This is a genomic window from Thermodesulfovibrionales bacterium, from assembly GCA_035686305.1.
GTDB lineage: Bacteria > Nitrospirota > Thermodesulfovibrionia > Thermodesulfovibrionales > UBA9159 > DASRZP01.
Window position 1 is genome coordinate 1 of sequence record DASRZP010000113.1, and the last position, 14,892, is coordinate 14,892.

Genomic DNA, 14,892 nt, shown 5'->3' on the forward strand with positions numbered 1-14,892 from the left:
CAAGATCTACCATTTGTCCATCGCAATGGCCTGACAGAGCAACATCTTGGGGCTGCACCCAGTTTCCCAGACAGACTTGAGGTCCGGCTACAGTCCTGATTATCGTGTATCCTTCGAACTCTTGAGTTTGTGACTCGACCGATGACAGGCCCACGGTGAAAAGGACCAAGGAAGTCATCATAACAAAAACCAGCGTCTTCATAGTGCCTCCTGTTTATCCTCATAATGATAATATTGCAGCGCCTTAACCAGCGTGTCATAGTTATTTATATCACAGAATTCTTTGTCATTAAAGAAAAATTTTCATCCCGTTCCTTTTGAAATTTATTTTTCATTTATGCTATGGTTAGTATCTCTCAGGGCACAGAAGAGAGGGGAAGAGACACCGGACGAACTGGAATGACGGGACTGGCAGCTTTGCTCGCGACTGCTTCGGCTTTTCCCCTGTGTATTTTATATTGCCTGTGGCCGACCGGAAGGAGGTTCCTATGAAGAAGATAGTACTAGCGTATTCGGGAGGCCTTGACACCTCTGTGGCGATAGCATGGCTGAAGGAAACGTACGGCGCTGAAGTCATTGCCTTCTGCGCAGACCTCGGTCAGGGAGAAGACCTCGATGAAGTCAGGGAAAAGGCCCTGAAGACAGGGGCTTCAAAGGCGTACGTGGAAGACCTGAAAGAGGAGTTCGTTTCAGACTATGTCTTTCCCATGCTCAGGACAAATGCGATCTATGAAGGAACATACCTCCTGGGGACATCGATCGCAAGACCATTAATAGCAAAGAGACAGATAGAGATCGCACAGGCAGAAGGGGCTGAGGCTGTGTCACACGGCGCCACAGGAAAGGGGAATGACCAGGTGAGGTTTGAACTCACCTACTATGCGCTCAAACCTGATATAAAAGTCATCGCCCCCTGGAGAGAGTGGCCCTTCAAGTCCCGTCAGTCCCTGATCGAATATGCCAGGGCCCATGGGATCCCTGTCACGGCGACAAAGGAAAAACCTTACAGCACGGACCGGAATCTCCTCCATATCAGTTATGAAGGAGGGATCCTGGAAGACCCCTGGGCAGAGCCGCCGGAGGACATGTATACGATGATGGTACCGCCGGAAAAGGCCCCTGACAAGCCTACCTACATCGAAATATCTTACAAATCCGGGAACCCCGTTGCCGTCAATGGGACATGCATGTCACCTGCCCGTCTCCTCGAGACCCTCAATTCCATTGCCGGCGATAACGGCATCGGGAGGGTGGACATTGTGGAGAACCGGTATGTGGGCATGAAGTCGAGGGGAGTCTATGAAACACCGGGAGGCACAATCCTCCATGTCGCCCACAGGGCGATAGAGTCCCTGACCCTCGACAGGGAGGTCCTCCATCTGCGGGACTCGCTGATACCACGCTATGCAGAGATTGTTTATTATGGATACTGGATATCTCCTGAGAGGGAAACGATCCAGCATTTGGTTGACGACATCCAGAAAGAGGTGACGGGCGACGTCAATCTGAAGCTCTACAAAGGGAGCTGCCTCGTTGCGGGGAGGAAATCGGTGAAATCTCTCTACCATCCTGAGTTCGCAACCTTCGAGGAAGACGAGATCTATAATCAGAAGGACGCCGAGGGTTTTATCAAATTGAACGCCCTCCGTCTCAGGGTAAGGAGGCTCTTAAGAAGTTCCCATGTCTGATCTTGAAACATGGATCGCCCTCTCGATGGTGCCTGAGATAGGCCCTGTCACCTTCAGAAGACTCCTCACCGTCTACGGAGAACCGGCATCAGTTTTTGATGCGCCCCTTCGCGAGATCTCGAATGTCGAGGGTGTCGGAGAAAGAAGAGCGAAGAACATAAGAGAGTTCCGGGCATGGAAGAATGTTAAGAAACACCTCACCTGTCTCGATGAGATCCATGCGCGTGCCGTAACATTCAGGGACCCCGAATATCCTCAGCTCCTCAGAGAGATCGAAAGTGCGCCTGTTCTCCTTTACGTGAGAGGGACACTAAAGCAAGAGGACCGGTTTGCCATCGCCATCGTAGGATCGAGGAAAACGAGCCATTACGGAAGAGAAGTGGCCGGGAAGCTCTCATCTGAGTTGTCGGCGTCGGGATTCACGATTGTGAGCGGAATGGCACGGGGAATCGACACCATTTCCCACACCGGTTCTTTGCAGGCAGGCGGGAGAACCATCGCTGTCCTCGGCTCAGGAGTTGACACAATCTACCCGCCGGAGAACAGGGGACTCGCCGATCGTATTGCAGCATCAGGATGTGTGGTGACCGAGTTCCCTGTCGGGGGAAAACCGAACAAGGAAAATTTTCCGAAACGGAACAGACTCATCAGCGGACTCTCTCTCGGTGTCCTTGTTGTGGAAGCGACGAGAGAGAGCGGGTCGCTCATAACGGCAACATGTGCGCTCGAGCAGAACAGGGAAGTCTTTGCCGTTCCCGGAAGCATTCTCTCACCGAATTCATCGGGCACGAATGACCTCATTCAGCGCGGGGCGAAACTCGTCCAGCAGGCCGAGGACATCATCGGAGAGCTGGCACCGATGCTCAAGGGCTATGTGAAGGCAAAGGCACAGGACCCCATCGTCATGACTGATGAAGAAAAAAGGCTCTGTGATATACTAACGGGAGAACCGCAGCACATTGATATGATATCGAGAGAGCTTGCGCAGCCTCCCTCGAGGCTCCTCGCTTCACTGCTCAACCTTGAACTCAAAGGGATCGTGAGACAGACAGAGGGCAAGCGGTTTTATCTCATCCAATAGGGTGGGGGATATGGTAACGGCAGAAGAATTACCTGGAACTAAAGGAGGTCGTCATTGAAGTCTCTTGTTATTGTCGAATCGCCGGCAAAGGCGAACACCATACATAAGATCCTCGGCAAAGAATATTCGGTAAAGGCCTCGGTGGGCCACATCAGGGATCTGCCCAAGAAGGAGATGGGCGTTGACGTCGGAAAGGACTTTGAGCCCCATTACGTGACGATCCCCGGCAAGGAGAAGGTGATCAGGGAATTGCGGAAGGCGGCCAAAGAGGCGGACAGAGTATATCTTGCGCCTGACCCTGACAGGGAGGGAGAGGCTATCGCCTGGCACATCGCATCCGTGATTTCAGACCCACGGTCCAAGGGGAGAGAAGAAAAGCTCCACCGGGTCACCTTCAATGAGATAACGGAGCGTGCGGTGCTTGAAGCCATAAAGAACCCGAAAACGATCGACACGAACAAAGTGGATGCCCAGCAGGCGAGAAGAATCCTTGACAGGCTTGTGGGATACGGCTTGAGTCCTCTTCTCTGGAAGAAGGTGCGTCGCGGGCTCAGCGCAGGTCGGGTCCAGTCTGTGGCCGTGAAACTCGTCGTCGACAGGGAGAGAGAGATCGACGCCTTTCAGAAAGAGGAATACTGGAATATAAACCTCCAGCTTGAAGGACCTCTTCCGCCGCAATTCCCTGCACGACTCTATAAATATGAGAATTCCCTCATTGTCAACCGTGAGGCTGAAGGCAGGGACCGTTTTCTTATCAGGACCGAGGAAGATGCTCAACGGCTTGTCAACGAGATCGGAAGGCGGACCCTCTCAGTATCGAAGGTCGAGAAAAAAGAGCGGAAACGGTCTCCCTATGCGCCTTTTACGACAAGCACCCTGCAGCAGGAAGCGGCACGAAAACTGAGATATACTGCAAAGAAGACGATGATGCTCAGCCAGCAGCTCTATGAGGGAGTAGAACTGGGAGACGAAGGTTCGGTCGGTCTGATTACCTATATGCGAACGGATGCTGTAAGGGTCGCGCCCGAGGCACAGGAATGGGCCCGGGAGTATATCGAGAAGAGATTCGGGAAAGAATATGCCCCTGAAAAACCTCCCTACTACAAGAGCAAGTCAGGGGCTCAGGAAGCCCATGAGGCCATAAGACCGACTGACCTGAAAAGGCCGCCACAGGCAGTGAAACAGTTCCTCTCAAGGGACCAGTATAGCCTCTACACGCTCATATGGAACAGGTTTATCGCGAGCCAGATGGCATCTTCGAGGCTTGAGCAGACAACCTTCATCATTGAAAATCCTGAAAAGACGGCGGAGATCAGGGCTTCAGGGACTGTGGTGAGATTTGACGGGTTCATGGCCCTTTATACAGAGAGCAAAGACGAGATCGAGGAAGAGGAAGGTGGTATTCTCCCTCTGTTGAAAGCGGGCGACGCCCTCAGAATCATCGACATGAAAGCGACCCAGCATTTTACCCAGCCCCCGCCGCGTTACACCGAGGCAACCCTTGTGAAGGCCCTTGAGGAGAAGGGGATAGGGAGACCGAGCACCTATGCAGCAATCCTTTCGACCATACAGGACAGAAAGTACGTACACAAAGTCGATGGGAGGTTTACGCCGACCGAGCTTGGCTCAGTTGTGAACGACCTCCTCGTCGAAAGGTTTCCTGAACTGATCGATATCGGTTTCACGGCGAAGATGGAAGGCGAACTGGACAGCGTGGAAGAAGGAGAGATGAACTGGGTGGAGGTGGTAAAGGATTTCTATAAACCCTTCAGCCATGACCTCTCTGAAGCAACGAAGACGATGGGCAAGATAAAGCCTGCCGATATACCGACCGATGTTATGTGCGAGAAATGCGGTATGCCGATGGTGATAAAGTGGGGACGGCACGGGAGGTTCATGGCGTGCTCAGGCTATCCGAACTGCAAGAACACGCGGCCCCTTGAAGGTCAGGGCACGGAGAACTCTGTTCAGGCGACGGACGAGAAGTGCGAGGTCTGCGGCTCCCCGATGGTCCTCAGGTCAGGGCGTTTCGGCAAGTTCCTCGCCTGTTCCCGTTATCCTGAATGCAAGACCACAAAACCCCTCTCCACAGGGGTCAAGTGCCCCGATGACGGAGGAGACATCGTAGAGAGACGGACAAAGAAAGGGAAACTTTTTTGGAGCTGCAACAACTACCCGAAATGCACCTTCGCCACATGGAATAAGCCGTTACCGAAGAAATGCCCCAACTGCGGCGCTGACTTTCTCTGTGAGAAGAGGGACAAGACGGGGCAGACGATTATCTTCTGCTCCAGGAAGGAATGCGGCTATACAGAGAAAGGGGAAGAGAAGCCGCAGGCTGAAGAACCTGCTTCGATACCCCTCTGACGGCATGGGTGATTGCTTTACCCCATTACCCTCATAAGAATACTCTCAATTCATGAGACCCATCATCATCGGAGTCGGCGGTGCCCACAGTGGCGCAGGGAAGACGACCTACGCCTCCCTGATCCTCGAGCGACTCAAGGGTTGGGGTGCGATAAAATATACGAAGACCGGCCTTTACAGTTCCCTCGTGGATGACATGACCGTCCTCATGACTGAAGGCAAGGACACAAGAAGGATGCTCGACTCCGGCGCCGAGAAGGTCCTCTGGGTTCAATCGACGCCCTCGGATCTCGGGGAGGTCCTTCCCATGGCCGTGGAGAGACTATCGGGACTTAGGGGGATTGTAGTCGAAGGGAACAGCGCAATTGAGTTTTTGAAGCCAGATATTATAGTATTTATATTGGGGTGTGTTAAGGAGGAGTTCAAGGAGAGTGCGCAGGAGATCCTGAGCAGATCGGACGCAGTGGTCTCTGAAGGGGAAACGCCTGAAGGAATATCCGGAAAGTCCAGGATATTTCAGAAATCCTCTGCGGGCAACGATGAACTCATCACCTATATAGAGATAATGGTCGAGAAAAAAGAAAAGATACGGTCGTCACTGAAGGAGAAGTCTGTTGCCGGCAAGATTTCCTGCCATGCAGCCAGGAAGATTGCTGAGGAACTGGATGTCCCCTATCCTGAGGTCGGCAGGACTGCCGACGATCTCGGGATAAAGGTGACGGCCTGTGAACTCGGTTGCTTTTGATGGGGACCATACTCTTTGAACTGAGCATGACCTTCTACTTCGCGGCCACCATCGTCAGTGTCATCGAACTCCTTCGGGGATCAAAGGCCACATCGAGACTGATCCTGGTATTTGCGATCGGCGGTTTCGTTCTCCAAACCATGACGATCATCGTCAGATACGCCGTTGCCGGCCATCTCCCGATCACGAGTCTCCACGAAGCATCGTCCTTCTTTGCTTGGTGCATCGTCGTGCTTTTTTTCTACCTCGAATACCGGTACCGCCTTGATCTTCTCGGTCCCTTCACCATGCCCATCGTCTTCATCATCATGCTCTCCTCCTCAATCCTCCCCCGGGGGATAAAGCCTTTGAGTCCCGTGCTCCAGAGCTATTGGCTCGGCATCCACACCTTTCTTGCCTTTCTTGGCGACGCAGCCTTTGCCATGGCCTTTGGTATCGGCATGATGTATCTCATCCAGGAGCATCACCTGAAGGCGAAGCGACTCGACGGCCTCTTTCAGAGGCTCCCGAGCCTCCAGATCCTCGACGAAGTCAATTACAAACTGATCACCCTCGGGTTCCCGCTCCTGACCCTTGCGATTATTACCGGCGCGCTCTGGGCAGAAAGCGCGTGGGGGAGTTACTGGCGATGGGACCCGAAAGAGGTATGGTCCCTCATAACGTGGTTTATCTATGCCCTCGTCCTCCACATACGGCTCACTGCCGGATGGAGAGGGAGGAAGGCGGCAATCCTCTCGATCATCGGCTTCGCCAGTGTGATCTTTACGTTTTTTGGGGTAAATCTGCTCTTAAAGGGTCTCCACACGTTTATATGAAGATCATCGTCATTGGCTTGAATCATAAGACTGCCGACGTAGACGTGCGGGAAAGGCTCGCCTTTAATGGCCCAAAGCTCGAAGAAGGGCTCCTCAAAATGAGGGACCTTCCGGGCGTTGAGGAGGCGATCATTCTTTCGACCTGCAACAGGGTCGAGATGTACGCAGACGTGAATGATGCGAACAGGTCCTTCGAGACGATCAACTCCTTCCTCTCAGAGTTTCATGGGCTCGACAGGGAAATGGTGAGGAGATCGTTATACCTCTATCATGACGCCGATGCGGTGCGACACGTATTCAGAGTGGCATCGAGTCTGGATTCCATGGTCGTCGGTGAACCCCAGATCCTCGGGCAGCTCAAGGACGCCTTTGATTTTGCCCTCCAGAGGAAGACGACGGGCATGCTCCTGAACAGGCTCATGAAGAAGGCGATCTCTGTGGCAAAGCGGGTAAGGACCGAAACGAAAATCGCCGAGAACGCGGTATCCATCAGTTTTGCTGCTGTCGAGCTTGCGCGGAAGATATTCACGGACCTCTCGGGAAGATCCTTCATGCTCCTGGGCGCGGGCGAGATGGCAGAACTGGCCGCACGTCACATGGTGAATTGCGGGATACAGGAAGTGGTCGTCGTGAACAGGACCTATGATCGCGGGTGTGAGTTGGCGACTGAATTCAGCGGCCGTGCTGTGACGTTCGAAGGCCTTCACAGGGAATTGGTCCATTCCGATATCGTGATATGCTCCACCGGTGCACCCAGCTATGTGCTCAGGAAAGAAGAGATGCAGAAGGTCATGAAGGAGAGGAGGCATCGGCAGGTATTCATCATCGACATATCGGTGCCGAGGAATATCGATCCGGAGATCAATGATCTCGACAATGTTTATCTCTATGACGTGGATGACCTTCAGGGTACAGTCGATGCGAACGTTCTTGAACGGAAGAAGGAGGCTGAAAAGGCAGAGACGATCATCGGGGAGGAGATCGATTCCTTTCAGAGGTGGCTATCGTCCCTCGATTCCGTTCCGACGGTTGTTGCCCTGAGGAATAGGGCTGAGGCCGTTAAAAGGGAGGAACTGGAACGGCTCATTCATAAATTTCCTGACCTTGGAGAGAAGGAACGGAAGGCGATCGAGTACATGGCCTCGGCCATAACGAACAAACTCATACACCCGCCTACCGTCGCACTCAAAGAGGAGACGGAGGATAAGGACATACTCATCGCCACTGTAAGGAGGCTTTACGGTATCAACGGAGAAGAGAAGTAGGAGGACTATGAGTCATCTCAAAGATGCAATCTTGATCCTGCAGATGACGTTATGAATACTCTCGGAGAAGGGAGGACTCTTTTGTCCTATGAACAGACATAAGGTAACCATCGGAACACGCGGCAGCAAACTCGCCCTCTGGCAGGCAGAATGGGTGAGATCAGAACTCCTGAGGATGAATCCGGGGATTGAGGTAGCGCTCAATACGATAAAGACTACGGGAGACAAAATACTCGATGTTCCTCTTGCAAAGGTCGGCGGCAAAGGTCTTTTCGTCAAGGAGATCGAGGAGGCCCTCCTGAGCGGCGAGGCCGATCTCGCTGTTCACAGCATGAAGGACGTTCCGACTGATTTTCCCAAGGAACTTCACCTTCCCGTTATATGCAGGAGGGAAGACCCAAGGGACGCCTTTATCGCCAGAGGCCACTCATTTCAAGACCTTCCCAGGGGCGCGACGATCGGGACAAGCAGCCTGAGGAGGTCATGCCAGCTTCTCAGCGTTAGGCCCGACCTGAAGATAAGCCAGCTGCGGGGCAACCTCGACACGAGATTGAGGAAACTCGACGAGGGCCAGTTTGACGCCATCATCCTCGCTGCCGCAGGGGTCAAGAGGCTCGGCTTAGCCCAGAGGATAACCGAGTTGCTCCCTCAGGAGATAAGTCTTCCAGCGATCGGACAGGGGGCGATAGGCATCGAATGCAGGACCGATGATACCGTGAGGAACGATCTTGTCGCAGCCTTGAACCATGAGGAGACCTCCGTATGTGTTCGGGCAGAGAGGGCCCTTCTCAAGCGTTTGGAAGGCGGATGTCAGGTTCCCATCGCAGCCCATGCGAGCCTCATCGACGGAAAGCTCATCATGGACGGACTCGTCGGCAGTGTCAGCGGAGACAGAATCGTAAGGGGCCATATCGAAGGAAGCGCTGGGGACGCTGAATCTCTCGGTATTGCCCTCGCAGATGAGATCCTTGCAAAGGGAGCAAGGGAGATACTCGATGAGGTGTACGGGAAATGCGCTCCTTCTGTAGACGGCGAAATCAGCAGCTGACAGGTCTGTTGACCGAATTTGAATACGATCTATACCCTCGGCACCGGCAGGAGAAGCGAAGAGGATTTTATCGAGATACTCCTTTCCTACGGCATCGAGAGGGTCATCGATGTCAGGACCCTTCCCAAAAGCAAGAACCCTGCCTTCACCGGGGATTATCTTGAAGATCTCCTGAAACGGGAAGGTATCGGATATCACTTCCTCGGGAAGGAACTGGGCGGTTTCAGAAAGGGGGGATTTACCGCCTATACGCTTACCGATGCTTTCATCGGCGGCATCGAAATTCTGGAATCCATAGCCCTGGAAGGGCCATCCGTAATCATCTGCGCAGAGCGGTTCCCCTGGAAATGTCACAGAAAGTGGATATCCCGTGAACTCCACAGACGGGGATGGCTCGTAGAACATATCATCGAAAAGGACAGGGTGTGGATACCGAGGGATTGAGAAACCATGGTCAACAACGGGCAGAGAGAAGAATGGGGGGAGGAAAGAAAGTGGACAAAATTGCATTCTTGACGGCAGTGTCTGAAGTGATGAAGGGGATGATCTCCTATGATGCCATGATGGAATCGCTACAGCGGTCATGCATGAGGGGAGAGGAGGAGAACCTCAAAATGATCAAGCTTGGTGAAAAGCAGGTTGACGAGTTCATTACTGGCCTAAGCTCCATTCAGGAGCTTACTGTCCCTCCCGACATCATGGACATCCTTGTTCTGAGATACCTGAAGAACACTCAGTTCCTCGCGAAAAGAGAAGAACGTGCCATCGACGTTTCGGGGATCGATGGGGGTTCCCTCGGATACTGGAAAAAAACGATGCTCTTTAGGAACGCAGACACCCGAGGGGTGAAGGAATAGCATACTGCGGAGAGCAATGCCGGAGATTCGTGCTATCGATTTCCCGTTGCAGTAGAGGGAATCTTTATGAAGACTTCGAAGGACGCTGAAAAACCTCCTCAACAGGTAAAGGCCGAAATCGAGACGCTCGTAAAGGACCTCAATTACCATAGTTACTGTTACTACGTCCTTGATTCACCGGTCATTTCAGACGAGGAGTATGATCGCCTCTACCGCCATCTCAGGGAACTCGAAGAGAAGTACCGTTATGTCCTCGCCGACTCACCGACATTGCGGGTCGGCGCGCCCCCTCTCGAGAAGTTTGAAAAGGTGAAACACGCTGAACCCATGCTCTCCCTCGACAATGCCTTTTCCTATGACGAGGTGAGGGAATTTGACAGAAGGGTGAGACGACTCCTCGCCGGAGACGAGATCAAATATACCGTCGAACCAAAGTACGATGGACTCGCCATCGAGCTGACATACCGGGACGGCCTGCTCCACAAGTCATCAACGAGGGGTGATGGCTATGAGGGAGAGGACGTGACCGTCAACATCAGGACCATTAAGTCGGTCCCTCTCAAAATAGAGGGTGTCAAGGTTCCGACAGAGATCGACATACGGGGAGAGGTCTATATGGACCTCGACGAATTCGAGAAGCTGAACAGACAGAGAGAACAGAGGGGAGAACCGTTATTCGCCAATCCCCGGAACGCCGCAGCCGGGTCTGTCAGACAGCTCGATCCTTCAATTACGGCCTCCCGTAAGCTCTTTCTTGCATGCTACGGAATCGGGATCGTGAGGGGACATCGCTTCGGCAGTCAGTCGGAATTCATCACGTGGCTGAGGGAGGCGCGCTTTCCGACACCTGCAATAATGAAAGAGGTGAAGGGGATCGAGGAGCTTATCGCTGCGGTCAAGGATATTGAAGTGAACCGCGGATCCTTCACCTTTGAGGCTGACGGGACCGTCATAAAGGTGAATGATTTCGCATTGCAGCAGAGACTGGGAGTGAAGACACGGGAACCCCGCTGGGCCATCGCCTATAAATTCCCGGCACATCAGGCCGTTACAAAGATCAGGGAAATCCATGGAAGCGTCGGCAGGACAGGAGTGATCACGCCCTTTGCGGTCTTTGAGCCGGTAAAGATCGGAGGTGTCACGGTATCCCGCTCGACACTCCATAACTGGGACGAGATGGAAAGGAAGGATATCAGGATTGGGGACACCGTCCTTGTGGAAAGGGCCGGTGAGGTCATTCCCCATGTCGTCCAGGTGATCAAGGAGAAGAGGACGGGGAAAGAGAAAGCCTTTCCCATCCCTGAAAAGTGTCCTGCCTGCGGCTCAAGGATTGTGAGGGAAGAGGGTGAAGTCGCGGTCAGATGCGATTCCCTCCACTGCCCTGCACAGGTCCAGGAGAAGATCATACACTTTGCGTCGAGGGGCGGCCTAGATATCGAAGGCCTCGGTGAAAAGAACGTGGGGCTCCTCTATTCACAGGGTCTCATAAAGCACTTCGAAGATATTTTTAGGCTGAAGAAGGATGACCTCATCGGGCTACCGAGGTTTGCAGACAAGTCCGCCCAGAACCTGATCGACGCCGTCGAAAGGTCAAAGCATACAACCCTTGCCAGGTTCCTCTTTGCCATCGGTATCCTTCATGTCGGCGAGTATGCGTCAAAGCTTCTCGCGAAGAATTTTCGGGACCTCAGAGACCTCTACCACGTGACGCCGGAGAGGATCATGGAGATCAAACAGATGGGAGAGAAGATCGCCTCTTCCCTCTCCGCGTTCTTTAGCGACCGGAAAAACCTGGATGTCCTCGATGCACTTATAAAACGCGGATTACGAATAACCAACCCTGATTTCATGGCTGTGAAGAGAGGGATATCCACTCTTGAAGGCCTCACGTTTATCATCACCGGGACCCTTCCCAAATCGCGGCAGGAAGTGGAAAAGATGATCGAAGCCAATGGAGGTCACGTGTCGGGTACGGTATCGGGGGCCACCCATTACCTCATCGTCGGAGAGAACCCCGGTTCAAAGCTGAAGAAGGCAGAGGCCCTCGGAGTCAAGACCATTTCCTATGATGAACTGCTGAAACTTATCGAAAGAGGAACGGGGAATCCGAGCTTGTTTTAGCCAACTATCGACAGGAGGAGACATGCATATTGACGACTATAATTTTGGACAGATTGTCGTTGACAACAAGACTTACACCTCTGACCTTATTATTTATCCCCACAGGATCGACGCGTCGTGGTGGCGTGAAGAGGGACACCTTCTCCAGAAGGCTGATCTCAGGGACGTCATTGCTGCAAAGCCGAACATCCTCGTCATAGGGACAGGGGCCATGGGTGTGATGAAGGTGCCCGAAAGCACCGTCGCCTTTCTCCAATCTCAGGGAATCACGGTCATCATCGAAAAAACAGGAAAGGCTGTAGAGACCTTCAACACCATGACTGGCCGCAAGAAGATCATAGGAGCTTTTCATCTCACCTGTTGAAGCATCTAAGGGACGCATCGAGGTTGCTGAGAGCGGTCGATGAGCCCGCTATGTCAGAAATCCCGAGATAAATGGATAACAATCTCGTGCCCGCCATAACGGCCCTCGCGAATTACGTCAAAGTTATAGTTGTAAGCAAGCTGCATCCGAGTATTGAAGAAGAAGCCGCTCGTCACCCTGGCGCCCAGAGAGGAGAAGATGTGGTTTTTCGAGGAGGTCCCATTTGCAGTCTCTGTCAGGCGGTCAAGCCAGGCGATCGAGGTATTGAGACTCAGATACGTGAAGAAGAGCAACTCCCGCCGGTACTCACCTGCTGCTATCAGGTAATGCTTCGGAAAGAACTCCTGAATGATAGCTCCGGGAAGGATCGGCCGCCACGTGGAGCCGTATTCCTCGCCCATAGTCTGGACACCGCCACCTACACGAGGGGCCGAAAACCGATCGAGATCGTGGCCAACTCCGCCGTGCAGCGAGCCGATGAGGCGGTCACGGTCGCTCTTCACACCGGGAACGCCTCCCGCAGCTAAAAGATAGCCGGTAAATGAAAGATAATCCCGGCCTTCGCCTGCATCCTGTGAGCCGTTGGTCCCCCAGTTCTTCCAGTTCGTACGATTCCCATAAACCAGGTCTGCGCCTGCGGCAAACCCCTCATGGGGCAAGCTCAGAATGTTGCGCTCCAAGGCGTCCCAGCGCAGTTGCAAATGTTCGCGAAGCTCAAAGCTATTGTGCGGGACAACGAAGTTAGCGGCTGTGTCGGACCGCCTATCGAAGAAGATAAATCCCGGCTCGATGGTCAAGTCGACGGCAAACATATTGTCTTGATGCCCGGGAGATACCTGCCGACGGTAACCAAGGCCGAACCCGGGCCGCACGTATCCCCAGAGCAATTCCTCTGTCTTCACGGCCTCGCCGTCCACCAATTCATACTGCGCAAAGGGGACGGTGTAGTTGTCAAAAGTGAGCACCCACTCGAAGGGTCCCAAGTCAGGTGAGGAACGGGCAAAAAAGACGTCGTCATACACTCCCACCAGGTCAGTGCGAAAAAGGGTTCGATCATTGGGATGGCGCCATAAATAAACGGAACCAAAGGGAAGAATTCCCCTGCTATCAGGGGTTGGTAAATTCACCTCTAGACCAAGGTCCCAGGCGGAAACCGATCGGCGATCTTCGGGTTGCACCGTAATTTCCTGGCCAAAGACCGTGGTTCTGAAGCCTTCGCCGGCACGTGGGGTGCGATACTGAGGACTGTCAGGTCGTAAAAGCAAAGGCAGATGCTCCTCCTGCGGAGCGGCTGTCGACTCCTCTACAGCCCCAGCGGCAACAGTCCCCACCTTCGTAAGGCTGCCTGCCAGTAAGAGACCATAGAGAAGTATCAGAAACGGGCAGATGAGTTTTTTGCGGGTGGGTTCCATCTCGTATCTTCGCTCCTTCAATTTCCCTTCCAGTTGCATAAGACTATCTTGTTCGGGAAGGCAGGTATGGTGAGAAGCCTTGTATAGTGATACCTTGAAAACGTTCTCACAGTTCCAATCTATCTCGTCCACGTTGTAGATCCACCGATGAGTGGTATGCCAATGAAGCCCCTCACTTTTAACAAATCAGGGGAAGGGAGTGTCAGTTTGCCGCTGTATGTCTTGCCATTATCCGAGTTGTAAATCTTCCCGTCTTTCCACGAGTTATCGCCGGCATACACGAAATCAAGAAGTATGGGTAGACCGATGAGAGGAGTCTTCCTCAGTTCAGGGTTAGGGTTATTATGATCCATGATCGGCGCGCCCGGCGTCCCGTCTTTTGAGCCAGCCTGATAAACCGGTTCCTTCAGCCAGACGATTTTGCCGCAGTACTTGAAGCTGCATTTGTAGATTTCTATCTTTGCATCTTTCTCTTCGGTATTCCACACCCCAAGAATATCGTCCGGGCCAGCTCCATAGGTAGTCCCCGCTGCCAGTACTGCGCTCGTAAAAACCATGCGGCGCAGGTTCAATAAGCTCCTGATATGATACTTCTTGATGTAATAATCGAGCCCATCTCCATCGAGCTGTGCAGAGCGACATGCCTCGCCCGGTGCAATTGCGTGAAAATTGCGATGTTGTGCCTCACACCAAACGACAGCAGCTACGCAGGTTATCAATAATACCATCATGATCAAAGAAGACCTATATGTCAACGGCAAGTTTCTCATTGTACCGCCTCCTTCTTTAGGATTATAGCTCTTTTTCGGCAATTGATTTTTCCCGTTTGATGCCGACCATAGAGTCCGCAGTGCCAAGAGCTTTCTTTTCGTGAGCAGATCCCGCCGCATGTTTTCCGTTTCCATTTCGGAAAGGACATGATAAACTGGATTCGGGAGATGGAACGGCTTTGCGGAGCATAAGAAAGGGAATGGCATACTGCATATCAACACTGAATACGCGAAATAGTGAGGTGAGATGGAACGGATTGTCATCGTGGATGATAACGACAATTTCATTGGAGTGGAGGAAAAGGACAAGTGTCATGAGGGTGACGGCATCCTGCACAGGGGCTTTCTCGCCATGATCT

Annotated in this window: 14 protein-coding genes; 11 read left to right on the forward strand and 3 right to left on the reverse strand. The window is 52.9% G+C overall.

Annotated features, from left to right (window positions below):
• A partial coding sequence (locus VFG09_12855; GenBank protein ID HET6516045.1) for a hypothetical protein occupies window positions 1-202 on the reverse strand: 202 nt, incomplete at its 3' end.
• Between the two features lie 286 nt (window positions 203-488).
• On the opposite strand from VFG09_12855, the gene VFG09_12860 reads away from it, so the two are divergent.
• From VFG09_12860 to VFG09_12910, 11 genes are all read left to right on the forward strand, one after another.
• The gene (locus VFG09_12860) at window positions 489-1,688 is read left to right on the forward strand and encodes an argininosuccinate synthase (GenBank protein ID HET6516046.1); all 1,200 of its coding nucleotides are present in this window, start codon (window positions 489-491) and stop codon (window positions 1,686-1,688) included.
• Complete coding sequence (gene dprA, locus VFG09_12865) at window positions 1,681-2,769, forward strand: DNA-processing protein DprA (protein HET6516047.1); 1,089 nt, start codon at window positions 1,681-1,683, stop codon at window positions 2,767-2,769. Before VFG09_12860 ends, dprA begins: the two co-directional genes overlap by 8 nt.
• Before the next feature lie 54 nt (window positions 2,770-2,823).
• Complete coding sequence (topA, locus tag VFG09_12870; GenBank protein HET6516048.1) at window positions 2,824-5,136, forward strand: type I DNA topoisomerase; 2,313 nt, start codon at window positions 2,824-2,826, stop codon at window positions 5,134-5,136.
• Window positions 5,137-5,188: 52 nt separating this feature from the next.
• Entirely contained in the window at window positions 5,189-5,881 is a 693-nt protein-coding gene (locus tag VFG09_12875; protein HET6516049.1) for a hypothetical protein, read from the forward strand.
• Entirely contained in the window at window positions 5,881-6,696 is an 816-nt protein-coding gene (ccsB, locus tag VFG09_12880; protein ID HET6516050.1) for a c-type cytochrome biogenesis protein CcsB, read from the forward strand. The genes VFG09_12875 and ccsB overlap by 1 nt, the downstream gene beginning before the upstream one ends.
• On the forward strand, window positions 6,693-7,961 hold the full coding sequence (gene hemA / locus VFG09_12885; GenBank protein ID HET6516051.1) for a glutamyl-tRNA reductase: 1,269 nt from the start codon (window positions 6,693-6,695) through the stop codon (window positions 7,959-7,961). Before ccsB ends, hemA begins: the two co-directional genes overlap by 4 nt.
• 88 nt (window positions 7,962-8,049) lie before the next feature.
• Entirely contained in the window at window positions 8,050-9,009 is a 960-nt protein-coding gene (gene hemC, locus VFG09_12890; GenBank protein HET6516052.1) for a hydroxymethylbilane synthase, read from the forward strand.
• Window positions 9,010-9,027: 18 nt separating this feature from the next.
• Window positions 9,028-9,453 (forward strand): DUF488 domain-containing protein, encoded by a 426-nt coding sequence (locus tag VFG09_12895; GenBank protein HET6516053.1) that lies wholly within the window; start codon window positions 9,028-9,030, stop codon window positions 9,451-9,453.
• Window positions 9,454-9,503: 50 nt separating this feature from the next.
• Window positions 9,504-9,866: a hypothetical protein gene (locus VFG09_12900; GenBank protein ID HET6516054.1), complete on the forward strand. Its 363-nt coding sequence runs from the start codon at window positions 9,504-9,506 to the stop codon at window positions 9,864-9,866.
• 66 nt (window positions 9,867-9,932) lie between these two features.
• Entirely contained in the window at window positions 9,933-11,987 is a 2,055-nt protein-coding gene (ligA, locus tag VFG09_12905; protein ID HET6516055.1) for an NAD-dependent DNA ligase LigA, read from the forward strand.
• Between the two features lie 22 nt (window positions 11,988-12,009).
• Complete coding sequence (locus tag VFG09_12910) at window positions 12,010-12,351, forward strand: Mth938-like domain-containing protein (GenBank protein HET6516056.1); 342 nt, start codon at window positions 12,010-12,012, stop codon at window positions 12,349-12,351.
• Between the two features lie 53 nt (window positions 12,352-12,404).
• Here the strand turns inward: VFG09_12910 and VFG09_12915 are convergent, their stop codons facing one another.
• Entirely contained in the window at window positions 12,405-13,763 is a 1,359-nt protein-coding gene (locus tag VFG09_12915; protein ID HET6516057.1) for a hypothetical protein, read from the reverse strand.
• 119 nt (window positions 13,764-13,882) lie between these two features.
• Window positions 13,883-14,533 carry a DUF2147 domain-containing protein gene (locus VFG09_12920; protein HET6516058.1) on the reverse strand — a complete coding sequence of 217 codons (651 nt, stop codon included), beginning with the start codon at window positions 14,531-14,533 and terminating at the stop codon, window positions 13,883-13,885.
• Between the last annotated feature and the right edge of the window lie 359 nt (window positions 14,534-14,892).